The following is a 20,119-nucleotide window of genomic DNA, read 5'->3' as shown; positions in this document are numbered from 1 at the left end:
CTATAAAAAAACAAGCTCAACCGGTCATCGGTTGGGCTTGTTCTGTTCGATATCCCGATAATGCTGAGGGGCGACTCCTTCTAATTTTTTAAATAAACGGCTGAAATAAAAGGGATCCGAATACCCGACTTCTTGTGAAATCTCTTGAATGCTTTTACCGGTATGGTCAAGCAGATGTTTGGCTCTTTGAATTCTAAGAAGTTGGATATAACGTGTCATGGATATCCCTGTGTATTTCTTGAATATCTGGCATAGATACTCGTATTTGTAATCAAGCGTTCGTTCTAGGCTTTCCCCGTTAAGCTCGGATACGTAATCGTTATTTAAATGGTTGGCCAGCTTGCGAAACGTAAAATAGGAAACCGGAAAGCTGGTGTCCAAGTGGCTTTGTTCCAGGAAATCCGTTGCGATGGAGGCAATCATTTCGGACAGGATTAATGTGCTTTGAAATCGAAAGTAACCCCGAGGCTGCTTCATGATATCCGCCAGGTCTTCGAAGCGGCTAAGCAGCTTATAACATTGTTTGTTGCGGTATAGACGCGGGAGAATCAGCAGATCTTCATGACTTATTTCGACAGTCTGAAGCTCGGTACGTTCGACATGGACAAAGTCGAGATCAGATAGGCGGTTAACATTAAAATTGTTCATTCCAGGCGTACAGGAAAATTGAGCCCAATAAAACTTCCCCTGTTTAAATTCCGAGACGATCCCCTTATGCTGCTCCCAAGGCCGAAGCAACAGCGAATCCCCAGGCTGTAAGACCGTTTGGATTCCTCCGGCCTCGAGATTTACCATTCCATCGGCAACTACGATTAACTCATAATACGGATTATAATGTTGATCGAAGAATGTGGTGTTTGTACCCGCATCAAACAGATCCGCCCATCTCACGTCCAAGGTGGAAAGTCGCGACATCGAATAATACATAATGGCTCCTATCGATATATATAGTAGAAACAACTTAGCTCTGTATATGGCGTTTTCCTGAAAGCGTTTTATAATGGAATTACTTTATTGTATCATACTATAGTCTATAATAGCCTATAACCTGACAGCAGATTTTTGGGGGAACTAAGGGGGAAACACCGTGTTACTTAAACGAAAAAGTATTATATTTCCATGGCTGCTATCTTATGTGGTGATCCTTCTTATACCCGTTCTAACAGGCGTTTATATTTATATGAAATCGAATCAAACCATCGTCGGCGAAATAGATAGATCCAATAATCTGATTTTATCTAAAGTACAACAAGATATAGACACGCTGCTTGAAGATGTTAATCGTCTGAGCGTTGAGATCGCATTAAATCCTCAAGTACAGGAGCTGCTAACCATTCAGGGCCCGCTGGAACCATCACAATATTTTACGATCTACAAGACATTCGAAAGTTTAAAAGTATATAAATCATCTAATAGGTGGAATGATTATTTCGTTTATTTTAAGGAAATCGATACCATCATAACACCCGAATTAAGCAACACCAGCGAGTCCATTTACCACAGCCAGTACAAGAAAAGCAATTCGGGATATCGTGATTGGGTCGGAAAATTGGAAGGTTATTATCAAGGCGATTATGTCATGATTGGCGATGACCTGGCCTTTATACGTTCGATCCCGATAATAAAGAACGGGTCTACGCTTGGCAACATTGTGATTTTCCTGGACCAAGCGAAGTTTTGGGTCAATAATGCGGAAGCTCATTTGCACAACGGGGCTGCCGCTATTATCGATAGCTCTGATCAGGTTCTTGCATCGTCTCGCCCATTGGATGATCCGCTGCCGGTATTTTATCATGAGATGCCCCAAGACAGCGGTGTTCTAAAGGTGAATGATGGCGAGCGAGAATTGGTCGTCTCTTATATTAGTTCGGATTCGTCGGAATGGAAGTATGTGATCATGACGCCTGGTCATATTTATTGGGACAAGGTTGAAGGAATCAAACGAGCAACCATAATGAGTTTGTTTTTATGCCTATGTGTAGGGTTTGGTTTAACTTATACATTCGTACGGCGAAATTATTCTCCTGTACGCGGGATGGTGGAGATGTTTAAAGAAAAAAAATCGAATGGAAAGGAAAACAACAACGGTATCAATGAATATGAATTTATGAAACAGGAAATTCACTCCACATTGATTGAGAATAAGGAAATGGGCGGTAAATTGTGGAGACAAAAAGGAGTCATGCGAGATCACTTTCTCGAAAAACTGCTTAAAGGTCGAGACAGCGCAATTCCGTTGCAACAGCTAATGGAGTTGCATGAAATGGCCTTCGTTTCCGAAAATTTTGCAGTTATGATCCTGCATATCGAGGATTACAATACGATCTCTCCTTCATTAGTCCACTTTGCGGTAATGAATGTGACGGAAGAGTTGACGAACCAACTCCATCAAGGTTTTACTGCGGAGATAGACGAGTTTATCGTATGTCTTATTAATTTTAACGTTGTGCAGGAGTTGGATTGGAAGCGTGATCTATTTGAACTTGCAAATCATTTGTTGAAATTTATGGAAACCAAATACGGTGTACCGGTCACCATTGCAATGAGTCGGCTGCACTCGTCCGCTACGGGAATATCCAAAGCTTATTACGAAGCCGTTGAAGTTATGGAATACCAAAGCATTTACGGCGTTAGCGGCGTTATGGATTATCTGGATATGGAAGCTCCCCGCGCCAAAGGAGAGTATTATTATCCGCTTGAAAAAGAGCAAGCATTAATAAATTCCATTAAAGCCGGCGATTATAAAGCCGCGGAATCGATTGTTGACGAGGTGTTTAAACATAATCTTGAGCAACGCCAGCTTCCGCTTCAGCTTGCCAAGTGTCTGTTTGTCGATCTGGTGGGTACTCTGATGAAAACAATGAATGGCATAAGCGGAATGTATGACAATGACAATGGGTATTTAGAAAATCTTAATCCGATTGAACGACTTCTAGGAAGTCAAACGGTAAGCGAAATGAAGCTTCAGCTTAAAAATATGCTGCGCGACATTTGCGATGCAGTCGGACTCAAGCAAGTCGGAAAACGGACAAATGACATATTGCTTAAAGTATCCGATATCTTAACTGCACAGTATAATGACGTTAATTTAAGCATTGCATCCATTGCCGAACAAATCGGGCTGCACCCGGCCTATGTATCGAAATTGTATAAAGATGGGACAGGCGACTCGCTTCTGGATGATATTGGGAAGTATCGGGTGGAGAAAGCAAAGCTGATTATGAAGGAACAGAATCTGACGATTGAGGAGGTCTCGCAGTTGGTCGGTTTTAGCAACGTTCGTACGTTTAGACGCGCATTTACTAAATATGAAGGAATTACCCCCGGAAAATATTCCGGGACGATGGATTAAGGAAGAGGTCGGCCAGAATAAGTCTGGTTGACCTCTTTTTTCGAAAAAGAAGGCCCTTGATTTTAACTATTGACCTAACGCGTTTTATTATTTAAGCGTCATTCCTGCTTGCGTTTTTTTGAATATGTCCTCTAAGATTGGGTTCTGTCTCTATTAAACTCGGCATATCGAAGCTAAACTTACATTTGTCGACGTCGATAATATCAAAACTTGCGAACAGGAAAGAGGGAGGTCAGATTGGTGAACAATCTTACGCATGCAAAAAAGAAGTTATTTCTGATTTTCGTTGCGGCAGCCACGTTTATGTTAACGATAGCGGGGTGCGCGAAAAGCAATGAATCTGATGGGGGAGGGAATGCTCCCAAAAATACGACGCAAGCACCGGAAGCAACCGAGCAAGGCGAAAAAGCAACTTATCCGATCAGCGGCGGGGTGAAACTCAAGTTTTGGCTTCCCTTAGCTGCAAACACATCGGCGAACTTCCAGAATCTCGCCGAAACAGAGTTCGCAAAAGCATTAAAAGAACGAACAGGCGTGGAAGTCGAATTTATTCATCCAACGGCTGGCACCGAAAATGAGCAGTTCAATCTAATGGTTGCCTCCGGCGACCTGCCGGATATTATTTGGCATAATTGGGCGACATACCCTGGAGGTCCGGAGAAAGCGATTAGTGATCAAGTCATTGCCAAACTAAACGATCTTCAGTTGGAACATGCACCGAATTTGTCGAAATATCTACAGGAAAATCCGGATATTGACAAGATGGTCAAAACAGACGCCGGAAGTTACTATTCATTCCCGTTTATTAGGGGAGATCAAAGACTGCTTACCTCCGCGGGGCCGGTAATACGCAAAGATTGGCTAGACGAGTTGGGACTTGAGGTTCCGACGACAATCGACGAATGGCATACCGTTCTTACTGCATTTAAAGAAAAGAAAGGCGCGGTGGCCCCGCTTAGCCCGTACTGGGATATGATGTCCGTTCTTTCGTGGGGAACGTTTATTGGTGCATACGACATTACCAAAGGATTCTACATGGATGAAGGACAGGTGAAATACGGACCAGTTGAGCCAGGGTACAAAGAATTTCTTACAACGATGAACCAATGGTTTAACGAAAAATTGCTTGATAACAACTTTGCCACATTGGATACCAAGACGGTTGATGCAAACATTATGAATGGAAAATCAGGGGCTACTGTTGCTAGTGCAGGCAGCGGCGTAGCGAAATGGACGACCACGATGGCAGACCAGGATCCAAAATTTCAAGTTGTCGGCGCTCCTTATCCGGTATTGAATAAAGGCGATCAGCCTCAATTTGCTCAATATTCTCTGCCTTTCACCCGTTTTGGTGCAGCCATTTCGGCCAATAGCGCTAATAAAGAAGCAGCGGCTGCATTCCTGGATTATCTCTACAGCGAAGAAGGAATGCTGCTTGCGAACTTTGGAATTGAGGGAACCAGTTACACAATTGAAAACGGCAGCATCGTCTTTACCGATCTGGTCTTAAAAAATCCGGATGGTTTGCCCGTCAGCCAAGCCATGGCAAAATTTACGCTGTCGCATGATATGGGTCCGTTCATTCAGAATCCTGGCGTTTCGCAGACGATGATACCGGCACAAGCAGATGCGGTCGAAGTATGGTCTAGTACGGAGGTAGCCAAACATTTCCTTCCTCCGATCTTTGTCAGCGAAGAAGAACAAGGCGAGATGGCGAAAATCATGAATGAAGTAACCACCTATGAAAACGAAATGATGTTGAAGTTCATCATGGGCACGGAACCCATTAGCAATTTCGACAAATATATCGAACAATTGAAAAAACTCGGCGTTGAACAAGCGATCAGCATGCAACAAGCCGCGTTGGAACGTTACAACAATAGATAGAAGCTTGAAGATAGAACGGCGGCCGGGGAAAAAGTGCTACCCGGCCTATGTTTGGGGAGCAGGTGGAGACATGGACACGCAAACTCGAGAAACATTTTGGGATAAAGCAAAAAAAGATTGGCTGAGAAATTATTCATTATATCTAATCGTTTCGCCAGTCATCTTGTATTACATTGTTTTTCATTACGCACCGATCTATGGCGCGATTATCGCTTTTAAGGATTATTTGCCAATGAAGGGGGTACTCGGAAGCCCCTGGGTCGGCTTTAAACATTTTCAGGATTTTTTTGAAAGTTATTATTTTTGGAGAGTTCTAAAAAATACGCTTGTCATCAGCTTGACTTCACTTGTGTTCGGGTTTCCTGCCCCGATCATTTTAGCTCTATTAATAAATGAAGTGAAAAAAAAGTTGTTCTCCCGTTTTGTCCAAACGGTTACTTACATGCCGCATTTTATTTCGCTGGTTGTCGTATGCGGCCTAGTTCTTGATTTCACTCGCGATAGCGGCATTATAAACGCAATTATCGGTTTATTCGGCGGCGACAAAGTCACTATGCTAAATCACCCCGGTTATTTCGTTCCCGTCTACGTTACTTCCGAGATCTGGCAGGAGATCGGGTGGGGCTCCATTATTTATTTGGCGGCGATGGGCTCCATAGATCCTCAGCAATATGAAGCAGCTACGATTGATGGTGCCGGACGTTGGAAACAAACCGTTCATGTCACCCTTCCTGGAATTGCCCCAACCATCATGATTTTGCTTATTCTTAAAATCGGGGGCATTTTGAGCGTCGGTTACGAAAAAATCATTTTGCTCTACAATCCGGCTATCTACGAAACGGCGGACGTAATCTCGACCTATGTATACCGTAAAGGCTTACAAGAATTTGCATGGAGTTTCAGTTCCGCTGTTGGTTTGTTTAACTCGACCATTAATTTCGTGTTGCTTTTGACCGCTAACTGGCTTAGTAGAAAGGTTAATCAATCAAGCTTATGGTAGGAGGAGTATCCAATGAGAACTAGTATCGGCAGAAAGGGATTTATTGGCGCGAATGTTGCGATACTCTCGTTGCTTTCATTTATTACGGCCTACCCGGTTCTGTATGTATTATTTGCATCGCTAAGTAATCCCGCAGACTTTTTATCTCATCAAGGGGTATTGCTAAAACCGGCAGGCTTTTCTTTGGCGGCTTATAAGCTCGTATTTGAAAATCGTATGATTATGAGCGGATATTTAAACACAATCATCGTAGTCGTTGCCGGTGTAACGACTAATATCATAATGACCTCGTTAGGCGCCTATTTCTTATCCCGCAAAGGTGTCCTGTGGCGTAATCCGATTATGATGATGATTGTATTTACGATGTTTTTTGGCGGAGGGTTAGTCCCCTATTATTTAACGGTAACAGGAATTGGCCTGCAAAATACATTATTGGCCTTAATTATTCCGACGGCGGTCAGTACCTTTAATCTGATTTTAATGCGTACTTCTTTTATGGGCATCCCCGATGAGATAACGGAATCCGCGACAATGGACGGCGCCTCGCATCTAACGGTTCTATTTAAGATCGTATTGCCCCTATCTATGCCCGTAGTGGCAGTAATGGTGCTTTATTACGGTGTCGGTCACTGGAATGCCTGGTTTAATGCAATGCTTTTTATCCGGGACAGGAGTTTGTATCCTTTGCAGCTTGTACTTCGGGAAATCCTCGTGGTAAACAATGTCGACGCCATGCTTGCAGGCACGGATTCATTTGATAAAGGATTAGTTTCGGAAACGCTCAAATATTCGGTCATCATCGTTGCAACCGTTCCAATTTTGGCTCTTTATCCCTTCTTGCAAAAATATTTTGTTAAGGGAATGATGATCGGAGCATTAAAAGGATAGATTCGGAAAAGGAAGGGGAGTATCTCCCATGAATGAAAAGATGGAAGATGGGAATTCAATTTATGCAGCTGGAATAACGGAGCCTGCCGATGTGATAGCTCGCGTAACGGAGCGTATGCTGGAGACTCGTCCCCGCCAACACATCCGTTTGCGGCCTTACAAAGATCAGTTTATCAGGCAGCAAACACCGTTTGGACCCTATCAAGCTGATTTTACGGCATGCTGGCCCGATGCTCCCAACGATTCTATTGCATATGCTGCGGCCCGGTTTCATGCCGATTTTGAGCAGGAGGTCATTCTTACTGCCAATGGAAGTACAAAACTATGGTTCAACGGGAAGGCGTACGTTGGGGCACAAACGTTTTCTATTAGGATGAACCCGGGATGGAATGATTTGTTGCTTCAATGCGCAAAAGACAATGAGCGCTGGGGGTTTGATCTTCTTATCGGATTTCCCAGGTATCCGGGGATGTGGGCGAAAGACTATTTGTTTTCCACGCGTCCAACGTTTCCGCAGCAAGGTCTGTTAGGGGAAGAGGGATTCGCGTATATCGGTCCCTTCTCTTCGAAGGAAGGGGAGAAGGATAGCCGTGATCGATTAGAAGCGGAGGCATTGGCCGGGGATTTCTTATTATGGGAGCCGCAAGTTTTGGAGCAGACAAACCGTCGGTTTGTGGATTTTTCGGAATTGTACGGTCCGGACGCTTCGTGCGCGTACGGGACAACCTTTTATGAAAAACGAAATGATGGTTCCCTGCTGTTGAATGTTGAGTTCGAAGGCGATATCAAAATTTGGATGGACGGGCAGGAAGTGTTTCGTTCAACTGTTAACGGAAAAACGCAATTTGAGATGAACTCGCTTAAATCGCGTGGACAGGTGCTGATAAAATGCGTGCGTCGAAATGCGGGCAAATGGGGATTCAGCGCGGAAATAACGGAACACGCTACCGGGCAGCGGGCGGATGGCATACCCGGGCTTGAGTCTCGAAGAGGCAATGACGCTCGTTGGCTTTATATAGGGCCGTTTGGCAAGCGGGATGAAAAGCCGGAATGGATGCTGGAGCGTAGCTTTGATGTTGAAGCGGGAATTCGTTTTGATCAGCCTTATTCGACAGGCGAAGGCGAATGTAAAACGTATTGGCGCCTTTCTTCCACTGGCACTTTTGTCAGACCTTACTTAGACGGATTTTTTTTCGGGCAGTGGTTTTACGCAATCCAGGTTGGACTATACGGGTTGTTGCAATCGGCTGAAGTTATAGGTAAAGCGGATGTTGTTCAATATGCGACAGACAGCATGGAAGTTATGGCCCAGTATCACGATTACGCGCTCTGGGACGCCGCACGATACGGAGTGCCGTCCTTAATTCCGCGTGCCGAGCGATTGCAAGAGCTTGATCCATGCGGAGCTATTGGAGTCATGTTTATAGAAACCTACGAGCGGACGGGCTCCGAAACGATTTTGCCGATCATTCATCGGTTAGCTGATACCGTGATGAGAGTCGTACCGCGGATGGAAGATGGGACGTTTTATCGAATCGATACCATGTGGGCGGATGATTTTTTTATGAGCTGTCCGTTTCTGGTTCGTATGGGCCGAATGACGGGAGAAACGCGATATTTCGATGAAGTCGTCCAGCAAGCCAAGGGGTTCCATAACCGTCTCTGGCTCCCGGACAAAAGGTTATTCGCCCATATTTTTTTCCCAATGACCGGAGTAAACAGCAGTGTGCCTTGGGGAAGGGGGAATGGCTGGATCCTATTTGCTTTAACAGAGCTTCTGCTTCATCTGCCTGACGATCATCCTGGGCGAGAATGGCTTCTTGAAATGTATAGAGACCTCGCCGTTGGTATTGTTTCTTATCAGGACCATTCGGGGCTATGGCATCAGGTTTTAGATGAAAGCGCTTCATATTTGGAGACTTCATGCACGGCCATGTTTGTTTTCTCTTTAGCCAGAGGCATTCGAATGGGCTGGCTAGGCAAACCCTTTTTGGAGGGGGTGACTAAAGGTTGGAGCGCGCTGCTTCAGCATTGCGTAGATGCCCAAGGGAACGTATACGGGGTATGTCTGGGTTCCGGCTGTTCCATGGAGTCCTCCTACTACTATGATATTCCTACCCACATCAATGATGATCACGGTACCGGTATTGTTCTTTTAGCAGCTGCAGAAATGTTTTTATTGGCGAAGCATTTGAAATAACAAAGTCAAATCATATTTCGTTACCAATTTGAAGGGGGATGGCGGCTTGTTTGCGATTCATAAATTGAAACGGCTATTTATTTGTTTCCTTGTTGCTTCGATCTTGTTAAGCGGCTTGGGATTCTCTGGCGTGCCGGGGTTGAGAATGGCTGAAGTGAAAGCAGCAACTGTTCATTATGTTCCTGTTGCGGATGCTACTGTACGCGGAGGCACTTACGAGGACACTAATTTTGGGACTTCTGGCACTCTCGAGGTGAAAAACGATACGAATGCAACCTATGCCCGCAAGTCGTTTTTACGATTTAATTATTCGGAATTTCTGGATAACGATGTTCAGCAAGCGAAAGTGAAGCTTCATATATTGGCAAAAGGTACCGACGCAAGTCGGACAGTGGGGATTTTCGGTTTAACGGGTTCAGATCAACAATGGGAAGAAGGGAGCATGACATGGAACAATGCCCCTGCAACGGCTACTCTGCTCCAGGAAATTAATATTGCAAATACGGACACGGTCGTGGAATTTGATGTAACGGACTATATTCGAAGCCAGATGACTAATCGGACAGCGGCTTTTATGCTGGCAATCAACAGTACCGCTTCATCTGAAAGTCACGTCAATTTTTATTCCAGAGAGGCAAATATGAAACCTGAACTGATTCTGACTGCTCGGAATTACGACACATTTACATCGCTTCGCCTATTGTTGACGAATCGGAATATCCATGTTCATGGGGCGACGGAATACCGTGTAGTCGCAACTACCGCTAACGGCAAGAAGGTGGATGTAACCGACAGTGCTTCGGTTACTGCTTTGCAAACGGATAAACTAAGCGTGGATACAAGAACGAAAAAAATTACGGGCGTTAGCGCCGGTATTTCTAAAGTCGCCGCCGTGCTCGGGGGATTAAGCCATTCGGTTGCTTTGAATATTAATAACTTTGATGAAACGCCGATACGGGTGGCGGGGCAAGTCGTCGTGAGCGAAGATTTCGAGGGGGCAACGCCATCGTTTGTCCCCCATAACGATGTGGCTATCGCTGTACTCGAAGATGGGCCGGGAAATCACGCTTTAATGATAGATGGAATAGGCGGAATAAAACGTACCTTGGAGATTGAAGGCGAATATGGAAATTCAGATGCGGATTCGGAATATATGCTTGAAGCGGATGTCAAGCAAATAAACAGTAACGCAGGCAGCAACGGGGGAATTTCATTCCATTTGCGGAACAGCGGCGATAACAGAGATTATGTGTTTCGTTATATGGATACGTTGAAATATAATTCTGCTACTCGCAGATATGACGCAACACAGCCTGCATATCGAGATCGAATCGGCATTACACGCAATAATGCCAACCCTATTAATGAGTGGTACTACGGCTCTTTTCATTCGACAGAAGCAGGAGTACTAAATAAAACAAGTCGCAGCTTTAACGATGCTTACGTGAAGATGTCGGCGATGATCAGTAATCGTCTCATTTCTCAATATCCATATAATGGATCCCCTTCTTCGATGTTTGATAATTTAGTGTTTAGTGTCGACGCGCCAGATGGAGTAAAGAGAGTGAGCACAACTACTCTCATTAGCGAAGGGGACAGCTCTTCGGGGGTAGACTTTATAAGTTCGGGAAAATATGTAACCACGTTGACCAAAGGCAAGGCTTATTTGCAAACGGAAAATACAAAAGCTTATTTTGACAACCTTAAAGTCACAAAACTGCACACGGCCAGGGGGCTGCAGCTTTTAATTAAAGATTCAATAGTTGCTCCTGGTCAAACTACAGATTTTGAAGTGCGGGCTTATACTTCAGCATCCGCTTATACGGTCATTCCCAACAACAAGGTGATCTTCGGTACGCTTCCGGCTTCGCTTGGTTTTGATCGAGAAGCCGGCACCATAACGCCGACAGCCGCGGGCGAATACGATATAACGGTTACAGCTGCGGATGTCCTAAATCCTTATCGAATAAAAACTTATACGGCGAAACTGACTGTAATGAGCGGGGAAATTGTAGAAACCTTTGGTGATCCGGGCATGAGAACGGTGGCCCAACCTGAATTTTTCTCGGTACCAGGGGCAGATTTAGTCATTGACGATGCCACCGGGAATCAGGTATACAGGCTTTCTAATGGGATTAGCAGGCTGATGGGGAACGAAGATTGGACCAACTATGAAATCGAAGGAAAAATTAAAATCGTTACACCGAGATTAGATGAGAGCGATTACAATACTGCCTTTGAAATATTGATGCGAAGAAAAGCGATTCAAAGTGAATATTTGGGTCAGGGAGGGTATCCTTTTGTTTACAGAATACTAAGCAATAATGAAGATAACTATATGCGAATTAATACTTCGCCAGGACCAAAAGTAAATATAGTTGATGACGGTTGGCATACTTTCTCTGCGAAAGCTGTAGACAATCAGTACATCTTCTCACTGGATGATGTCGTTCAGTATTATGCATCGGGTGCGGAGATGAGCGGGGGCTTTGCTTTTCGGGCAGAGAACTGTGTCGTTTACATGGACGATATCCGAATTAAAAAGCTGTCTGGAGGATCGCAATTCGAAGGAGAGCCGGTTTCGATTACGGCAGAGCGATCGAATTTGGAAGTAAACCTTTACGATACAGTTGATTTGGCAGAGTTAACCGCGATTAAAGCACATGATGGCGGGGGCCAATCCAAGTATATTACAAAGGATCCTGGACTTCGCTTTACAATGAAGTCCGGCGCTGATAAAGCGGAATTGTTTGGCGGGGATACGTTTAGGTTCAAATCGAATGCATCGGCAACCGATACGATAACGATTGAAGCAGCGTATCGGGATAAACGGCTTGATCTGATCGTGTCGCCAGTAGTTCCAGCCCTTTCGGAAATCGACTATATTAAAGGCGGTACGCAAATCAGACAAGAAAATCTGTTATACAAAATGCGAAGCGCCTATGAAACCTCTGATCGTCCGCCTTATGCAAAACATTTAATGTACTTAACCGAGATATTCGGGAAAATGATGTTAAATCCCGAAGAAAAAAATTATGATGATGCCGTTAACTGGATGATAGACGAAGTGATTTGGGATGAGGGCAGGCCCAATGGCAGGGCAAATGGAGCGGCCGATTTTTTTATCGCCCAATTACTGATTTTATACAACATGCTCGATGGCAAAGCGGATGTTTCCGAAGAGGTATGGCTGAGATTGGCTCACTTGTTACAAGAGATCGACTACTCTAACCCGACAGAATTTATGTCCGAGAATCATCGGCTAATCTATTTTGCCAGCGGATATCTTGTAAGCGAACTGTGGCCGGATGCGATGATGTGGAACGGAAAAACGGGTTTAGAGAATCAGACCATGTTCACTGGCTATTTGCGTGACTGGATGAATATTCGTCTGAAGAACGGCATGGGAGAATACGATTCTATCAGTTATTATGGCATTGATATAGGCGGTCTATCGATGTTGTACACGTTTGCTAAAGATGAAACAGTGAAACAAATGGCTTTTGATATGCTGGATTATCTGATGGCAGATATGGCGGTCGATTCTCTTGACGGGAACATGGGAGGCGCTCATGGCCGTACTTATGTAGGTTCGCCGAAAACAATGTTGTATGGCCACTCCAATTATGTGATGGATTTTCTGTTTGATAACGCGATTGTCGACGTAGATGAAGAGTATGCGGAAATTAATGTTCAGGCTGGCTTACTTCCAATAAGCGATTACAGGCCTTCGGATGTTTTGTATGCCCTTAATAGGGATCGCGATAAGAGACTAACGAATAAAGAGAAAAAGTCTGTTTATACGATTCCGGACATCCCTAGCAGGGAAAAGACGGAAACCTTGAAGAAGTACACCCATGTGACACCGGATTATACATTGGGTTCTGTCGTTCAACAGGAGATTGCGCCTTTTACAGGTCAAGATTTTCAGGGCTTTCAGGAGGTGCCTTGGTCCCTGACATTCGGTAAATCAATGGATGCGGTTATTTTCGATAGTCATCCAGGTCCTAATGAAACAGATACGGGTTCGCCGCATGCTTATTGGAATGGTGATTTCAAAAGCATGACATACAAATATTTTCAAGAAGAAAACGTAATCGTAGGAATGCATAAAATTACCAACTACGCGCAATTCAGTCATTTTTGGATTCCTAGAAAGCAATTGGATGAAGTGGTAGAAACAGAAGGATGGGTTTTTGTAAGGAAAAATGATGTTTACGCTGCAATTAAGATGCTAAAGGATGGCGTCGTAAACGATATTGCCCAATATAGCTGGACAAAATCCGGGAGATGGGTCGATATCGAAGCGAAAATAAACTCGGCGAATACAGCATTTGTTATGGAAGTGGCGGACTCAGTCGAGTTTCCGGGAACCTTTGAGAGCTTCATTACAGCAATTCTGGATAATGAGAACGCTCATCCCATTTCGTTTGTCATTAACAATGGATACTACATCCAATATCAAGGTCTGAACGGAAAAATGATTAAGCTGGATTATAGCTCGGACGCAAGAGAGATCGACGGAGTGCCGGTTGATTTTGGCGCTTATAAATCACATGATGCTACTAGCAGCAATGGTGAAACGTTTATGTCCGCCGAATGGAATTCGGGGGAGATCGTTATCTCGCATAGCGGACTGAGCAGAGTTATTCGTCCATTCGAAGAGGAGACAAATGTGGAGCCACATGCTGCGGAAGCGGCGCTTGCGGTGAATGCCCCCGAGAAAATGCCTGGACAAGAGATAGAGCTGACCGTCGGAGTGAATCATGTCGAAACCGATTTTACGGCATTGGAGGTTATCGTCCATTACGATCCGGAAGTGTTGGAATTTACGACGACGCAAGACGGCGATGCCGTTATGCTGGCGGACGAAGCGATTGAATCGCTGCACCCAAACTATGCGATAGCGGGCGCCGTTCGCGCAGATCTGGGGCAAATCTACATTCTGATGTTTACATCCGGCAATCAGCATGCGCTTTCCGGAACGGAGCCGTTATTCAAGCTTCACGGACAGGTAAAGGAAGATGCAGCGATTGGCGAAGCAACGACGGTTGCATTGTCCGGCTTCGAGCTTTCATTCGAGGGAGCAGTGAGGCTGCCGGACACGGCGCAAGCCGCCGTGAATATCCAAATTGTCGCGAGTGTGGAAGCGGCGGATAAAACGGCCTTGTTGGCGGCTATTGCGAGCGCGGAAACGTTGCTCCAACACGCGGTCATCGGCACGGCTCCCGGACAATATCCGGCAAGCGCCAAGTCTGCGCTTGAGCAAACCATACAGTCGGCCAAAAATGTACGCGATCAAGCGGATGCGGCACAGTCAGCGGTCGATCAAGCGGCAGCCGCACTGCATGCGGCCGTACAACAGTTCGCGAATTCGGTCATTCCGGTAGTGCCTGCCGAATTGACGGCGTTAAACGCCAAGATTGCACAGGTTCAGGGCATCTATGATCAGGCGCAGACCGGCACGAAGCTAGGTCAATATCCGGAAGCGGCCAAGACGGCCTTGCTTCAAGCGCTGAATGCGGCAAAGGCGGTCCGTGACAACGGTTTATCCGGCCAAGGAAACGTCAACGCGGCGGCAGCCGCGCTGGAGACGGCGAGGCAAACCTTCTCCGCGACGCTGATCACGCTTGTGGAAGGCGCCACGAAGGTAAGTATTCGCGACCTGTCGATTATCGCCCAATATTTTGGCATAAAAGTAGGAGAACAAGGTTGGGACAAGGTTGCCGCAGCCGATATAGGCGGAGTCGGCGAAATTACAATCGAAACGCTGGCTGGGGTTGCGAGAATGATATTGGATGATTGGATGACGCGTCAATGAAAGGCCTGCTGCTCCTACTATGCCTGCTTCTTGTCTTACTGCCGTCCGCCGCTTTAGCAGCAGGCAACAGCTCAGTCGGATTCGGCGTTCGCGCGGATGGAGGCAAAACGCTGCAAATGACGTTTGTCGCGAAGCAGACCGGCGACGTCTATGCCTATGAACTGGATTTTACGTTTGACGCGCAGCGCCTGAAGCTCAAAGAGGCGAGTGTTGGACATAGCGGCTTTCTGGTAACGCCGATCGTGGAGAGAGACCGCATCCGAATCGCACATACGCTGGTAGGGCCAAAACCCGGCCTTGCGGGCGATATCGAGCTTGTCACCGTCGTCTTCGAGCGAATCGCGATGGGAGTAGCGTCGGTTACGCTCGATGAGGTCAAGCTGGTAGACGCGGCGATTCAAACAACGACGTATGCGCCGGCGCTGAAAGTCTACGCGGAGGACTCCGCGTTTACGTTAAACGATATGGATGGACACTGGGCGAAAAAGTCGATTGAAGAAGCGGTTTTGCGCGATATTGTCCATGGCTATTCGGATGGTACGTTCCGGCCGGAACACAAGGTGACCCGGGCGGAATTCGCCGCGTTGCTCGTTCGCGCATTGGAGCTTCCGGCACAGCCAGCCATGCAGCCGGCTTTCGCCGATGCGGAGCGGATTCCCGCCTGGGCGGCGCCGTCGATTGCGATGGCGGCGGGGGCCGGACTTATTGCCGGTTACGACGATGGCGCCTTCCGCGCCGACAAGCCCATTGTTCGCGCGGAGATGACGGCGATGCTGGTACGGGCGATGGGAGACGCAGCGCCTTCTGCGTCAGCGTTTTCCTCCTTTGCCGATGCTGATCAAATTCCGGGCTGGGCGAAGTCGGCGGTTGCGACTGCGGCAGGGGCGAATATTATCCATGGCAAACCGGGCAATCGTTTCGCTCCAAATGAACATACGACAAGAGCCGAGGCTGTTGTTGCGATTCTAAACTTGCTAGAAAGTAAGGTTTAAAATTCACAAATTCTCATCAAACATCTCAATCTAGTTCATGGCTTCCATCATGCCATATTCTTATAATCAAGCTAATTCGTTTACAACAATTAAACGGCAATGGAGGAATTGGCATGGGATTGAGTATATTGAATGAACAAGAGTATTATCGAATCGTTTATGGGGGTTGGTTGGGAAAAAATATAGGAGGCACTTTGGGGGCGCCGGTAGAGGGAGTAAAGGAGCTGTTAACGCTAACCTTTTATCCGGAATTGCCGGACGGCCCGCTCGAAAATGATGATCTTGATCTTCAACTCGTATGGCTGCATGCGCTCGAACAGTATGGTCCCGGATTAACGGCTCGAGAGCTGGGACAGGAGTGGGTGGACCATATCTTTTTTCCTTTCGATGAATATGGCTACGCATTAACCAATTTACGCAGAGGGCTTATTCCACCTGTTGCCGGCTCCTTTAATAATCCATTTACTAACTGCATGGGTTCGCCAATCCGATCAGAAATATGGGCGATGGTTGCCCCCGGATTACCGGAAGTAGCTGCGTCATATGCCTACCAGGATGCAATCGTAGACCACGCGGGCGGCGAAGGGGTATATGGAGAAATGTTTTTTGCGGCCATTGAAAGCGCCATTTTCTTCGAAAAGGACCGAGACCGACTGATCGACATCGGCATGAAGTTTATACCTCCATATAGCCGCACCTGCAAGGCGCTACAAGATTTGATTCGTTGGCATCAAGAGGGCAAGAGCTGGACGGAAACGCGTTCGCTTATTCTTGAGCATCACGGCAGCGACAATTTTACAGATGCTCCTCAAAATATTGCATTTACCATTCTTGGCTGGTTGTATGGCGAGGATTTCGAAGATTCGATATTAAAAGCCGTTAACTGCGGATATGATACCGACTGTACGGCTGCAACGCTGGGGGCTATATTGGGGATGCTGCTTGGACCGGAGGGACTCCCTGACAAATGGGTGAAGCCGGTAGGCGATCGCGTCGTTGTCAGTCCGCCGATTAACGGCTTTCCAGCGCCCAAAAATTTGGATGAGTTGACTTTACGAACGATTCGTATGGGGAAACAGATTTTGGCTGCTGCTGATGCCGATATCATTGTACATCCCAATGAACCAAGTTGCTGGAACCGAAAGGATGTTGCGCTTCGAGAGGTTCAGGAGCTTTGGAAAAGGTCGGCGACATCCAATCATTACTTGCTGCCGCGGGGGACCTTGCAAAACCCTGCTCTTGAACTGATCATGGAGTATGGTGCCGAAGGACCGGCGATTGGAGCCAATCAAAAGAAAACCATACATGTAACATTAATAAATCGTTCATTGACCGCGATAACAGGCAAACTTTCAATGGACTTGCCTGAGAGCTGGGTGGGACCGGATACGCTCGAAACGGTGTTGCAGCCGAACCAGTCTATAGAATGGGCCGCGGACATAACGGCTCCGGCATTCGTGGGGGCCAGCCAAGAACTTGGTTTGCTCTGGACAAGGCATCACGACAATTCGGTGTGGGCAACGGAGAAGGTGATGTTTACACTGATTGGGGCCTCATGTTGGACGGTATGGGGACCTGATAGCAACGAAGGCGTTGAAGCCATGTTCCCCGGAAATCGATTGGAGTGGGACAAGGCAATAAATACAGACGCGGATGGGTGTTACAAAGCCTCGACGACGCTTTATATCCCGTCGGAGCGCCAGTTTAGCCTTATTGCTGCCGCAGACGGTCCTGTTTCGCTTAAGCTCAATGGGAAAATCGTGATCGACTGCCAGCATACGCTGGAATTTATGCCGGCCTATCATCGCGCTCCCATGGAACAGCGGGCCCAGTTGACGCTTGAGGCCGGAACTTATAAAGTGGAGGTAGAGGCTATTCAGAAGGGGGCTCCCATCCAGGTGTATGTTTTGCCAGTTGCTACCGCCAATACGGCTGATCCAGGTCCGTATTATTATTACACGGATATGCTCTTCGGTTTAAGAAATGAGGATTGACGCCCACCAGCATTATTGGAAACCAGGGCGCGGGGATTATGGCTGGTTAACTCCGGAACAAGGTATTTTGTATGCGGATTATTTGCCCTCGCATCTGCATCGTACACTGCAACAACACGGCATAGATCGAACCATCGTTGTACAGGCCGCGCCGACGATGAAAGAAACGGAATTTATGCTTTCCTTGTACGAGGAAGAGGGGTCGATTTCCGGCGTGGTCGGATGGCTTGATCTGGATTCAGAGGAATTCGAAAAAAATTATTTGAATTTCCGTAGGCACAAGGGGTTTGTTGGATTTCGTCCGATGTTGCAGGATTTGCCGGATGGCTGGATCCTCCAGCGCAGAGTCATGCGTAACTTGAGGTTAATCGCAGATGATGGTTTCCCCATCGATTTGCAGTTGAGGCCGAGACATCTGCCTGATATGCATAAGGTTCTTCAGTCCATTCCTTCGCTCCGGGCAGTCATCGATCACGCGGCAAAACCGTTTATTGCCGAGAAAGCGATAGAACCATGGAAGGAGCAGTTGTCCGAGCTGGCTCGTTTCCCTGGAATAATGTGCAAGTTGTCGGGTTTAGTTACGGAAGCTGATCAGCAACAATGGAGCCGGCTTGACTTCGTTCCTTACGTGCATCATGTTGTAGAGACATTCGGAACGGACCGAATTATGTTCGGCAGCGATTGGCCGGTCTGCTTGACGACTTGTGAATATGCAGAGGTTCTGGAGGTTTTATTGGAGTCGTTGCCATCAGGTTTGTCGGAGGCAGAATATGAGGCGATATTCGGAGGCAATGCCGCACGGTTTTATAGATTGAGTATGTGAATGAGAGATTACATTGATATCAATGACCGGCTTTAGAAAAGCTCTTGGGATCCAATCTCCCAAGAGCTTTTTCTGTACAGAATTTTACCCCAACTGATCAAAAAAATGAAGGCGCTTACTTCGAGAATGGTTTATACTTCGTCTAGACGGGAGATTCGGCAGCTCTCGTTATTCTCGCCTTCGATAGGCGACAGGCGAAGTTCCCGCAATGGATTTAAATACTTTGCTAAAATAATTTGTATCATTAAAACCCAGAGATAAAGCGATTTCCGTAATGGATAATGTTGTCGCGCCGAGCAGCGACTTTGCATGTTGTACTCGAATTTGGTTGACATATTTTACGAGAGACATGCCAAACACTTGCGAGAAGCAGCGACTGACATAACCTGTGCTGCAATTGCAGTGTCTCGCTATAGTGGTCAGGCTAAAGGTTTCATGGTAGGTACTTTGCACCCGTTCCATTGCGAGCTTGGCAACAGCCTGCGCCCTGGATAAGCTGGTTTCGGCAACTGGAAGTTCGATATTATCGTTAATCTGTGAGGAAAGCAGCGTAGATTGATAGGCAAGCACGATGAACTGACTGATCATCAGTATGACTTTAAGCAAGTCTTCTATTATCGTTTCATCCAACTTCATGGCGATGTTATTATAAATGTCCAGTAGAACTTCTTGTTTGACTTGATATTGCTCTGCTTTGCCGCTGATCCATTCCAAATCCTTTTGATCTCGAGCGCCGAATTGTCCGAGAAACACAACGGCAATCGTTTCGCCTCCGTGAACGACAGGGAAGACGATTTCCTCAACGCCCATATAACACTTTCCGTAAAAGGAACGTTGCTCCGTAGCCGCTTTGCGAACAGAGTATTTCCGATTGACGATGCAGCGCTTCGTATTATGCCAGTTCTTCTTGACCATGCTGCAGAAGGGATGCGTATGCATGGCATACGGCTCGAAGGAGGCGCGCAAGGAAGCATCTTTGAAGGTGAATCCCTTCGTGTCATAGATTGTTAATGCGTATCCAAGTGATTTCGATACATGCTCGAAACAGGCGGCTAATCCGTCAGGATACAGCATCCTTTCTTGCAAGCGGCGATTTAACTCGGCAGCTGCAGGGTTCATGAACCCGACCTCCCTTTCAAACAGAATAATACTATATCTCCAT

11 protein-coding genes are annotated in these 20,119 nt (G+C 46.5%); 9 read left to right on the top strand and 2 right to left on the bottom strand.

Features of this window, described 5'->3' with window-relative positions; all coding sequences use genetic code 11:
• Positions 1 to 24: 24 nt before the first annotated feature.
• Positions 25 to 927: an AraC family transcriptional regulator gene (locus PAT3040_RS30005; RefSeq protein ID WP_108995574.1), complete on the bottom strand. Its 903-nt coding sequence runs from the start codon at positions 925 to 927 to the stop codon at positions 25 to 27.
• A 160-nt stretch (positions 928 to 1,087) separates the two neighbouring features.
• Between PAT3040_RS30005 and PAT3040_RS30000 the strand changes: the two genes are divergently transcribed.
• The 9 genes from PAT3040_RS30000 (at position 1,088) to PAT3040_RS29960 (ending at position 18,957) form a co-directional block, all read left to right on the top strand.
• Entirely contained in the window at positions 1,088 to 3,352 is a 2,265-nt protein-coding gene (locus tag PAT3040_RS30000; protein WP_108995573.1) for a helix-turn-helix domain-containing protein, read from the top strand.
• Between the two features lie 240 nt (positions 3,353 to 3,592).
• Positions 3,593 to 5,239: an extracellular solute-binding protein gene (locus PAT3040_RS29995; protein WP_108995572.1), complete on the top strand. Its 1,647-nt coding sequence runs from the start codon at positions 3,593 to 3,595 to the stop codon at positions 5,237 to 5,239.
• Positions 5,240 to 5,309: 70 nt separating this feature from the next.
• Positions 5,310 to 6,239 (top strand): ABC transporter permease, encoded by a 930-nt coding sequence (locus PAT3040_RS29990; RefSeq protein ID WP_108995571.1) that lies wholly within the window; start codon positions 5,310 to 5,312, stop codon positions 6,237 to 6,239.
• Between the two features lie 12 nt (positions 6,240 to 6,251).
• Entirely contained in the window at positions 6,252 to 7,127 is an 876-nt protein-coding gene (locus tag PAT3040_RS29985) for a carbohydrate ABC transporter permease (RefSeq protein WP_108995570.1), read from the top strand.
• 28 nt (positions 7,128 to 7,155) lie between these two features.
• A complete protein-coding gene (locus PAT3040_RS29980) occupies positions 7,156 to 9,327 on the top strand; it encodes a glycoside hydrolase family 88/105 protein (protein WP_108995569.1) in 2,172 nt (723 codons plus the stop codon).
• Between the two features lie 46 nt (positions 9,328 to 9,373).
• Positions 9,374 to 15,148, top strand: a complete 5,775-nt coding sequence (locus PAT3040_RS29975) for a CBM96 family carbohydrate-binding protein (protein WP_108995568.1) — start codon at positions 9,374 to 9,376, stop codon at positions 15,146 to 15,148.
• Complete coding sequence (locus tag PAT3040_RS29970) at positions 15,145 to 16,140, top strand: S-layer homology domain-containing protein (RefSeq protein WP_108995567.1); 996 nt, start codon at positions 15,145 to 15,147, stop codon at positions 16,138 to 16,140. The genes PAT3040_RS29975 and PAT3040_RS29970 overlap by 4 nt, the downstream gene beginning before the upstream one ends.
• 113 nt (positions 16,141 to 16,253) lie before the next feature.
• Positions 16,254 to 18,134 carry an ADP-ribosylglycohydrolase family protein gene (locus PAT3040_RS29965; RefSeq protein ID WP_108995566.1) on the top strand — a complete coding sequence of 627 codons (1,881 nt, stop codon included), beginning with the start codon at positions 16,254 to 16,256 and terminating at the stop codon, positions 18,132 to 18,134.
• A complete protein-coding gene (locus PAT3040_RS29960) occupies positions 18,124 to 18,957 on the top strand; it encodes an amidohydrolase family protein (RefSeq protein WP_108995565.1) in 834 nt (277 codons plus the stop codon). The genes PAT3040_RS29965 and PAT3040_RS29960 overlap by 11 nt, the downstream gene beginning before the upstream one ends.
• Before the next feature lie 168 nt (positions 18,958 to 19,125).
• Here PAT3040_RS29960 and PAT3040_RS29955 read toward each other — a convergent pair whose 3' ends face one another.
• A complete protein-coding gene (locus PAT3040_RS29955) occupies positions 19,126 to 20,076 on the bottom strand; it encodes a helix-turn-helix domain-containing protein (RefSeq protein WP_108995564.1) in 951 nt (316 codons plus the stop codon).
• Between the last annotated feature and the right edge of the window lie 43 nt (positions 20,077 to 20,119).

This window comes from Paenibacillus agaridevorans (assembly GCF_003112455.1).
Taxonomy (GTDB): Bacteria; Bacillota; Bacilli; order Paenibacillales; family Paenibacillaceae; genus Pristimantibacillus; species Pristimantibacillus agaridevorans.
Note: the sequence above shows the minus strand (reverse complement) of the source record. Positions and strands in the feature narration are given on the sequence as shown.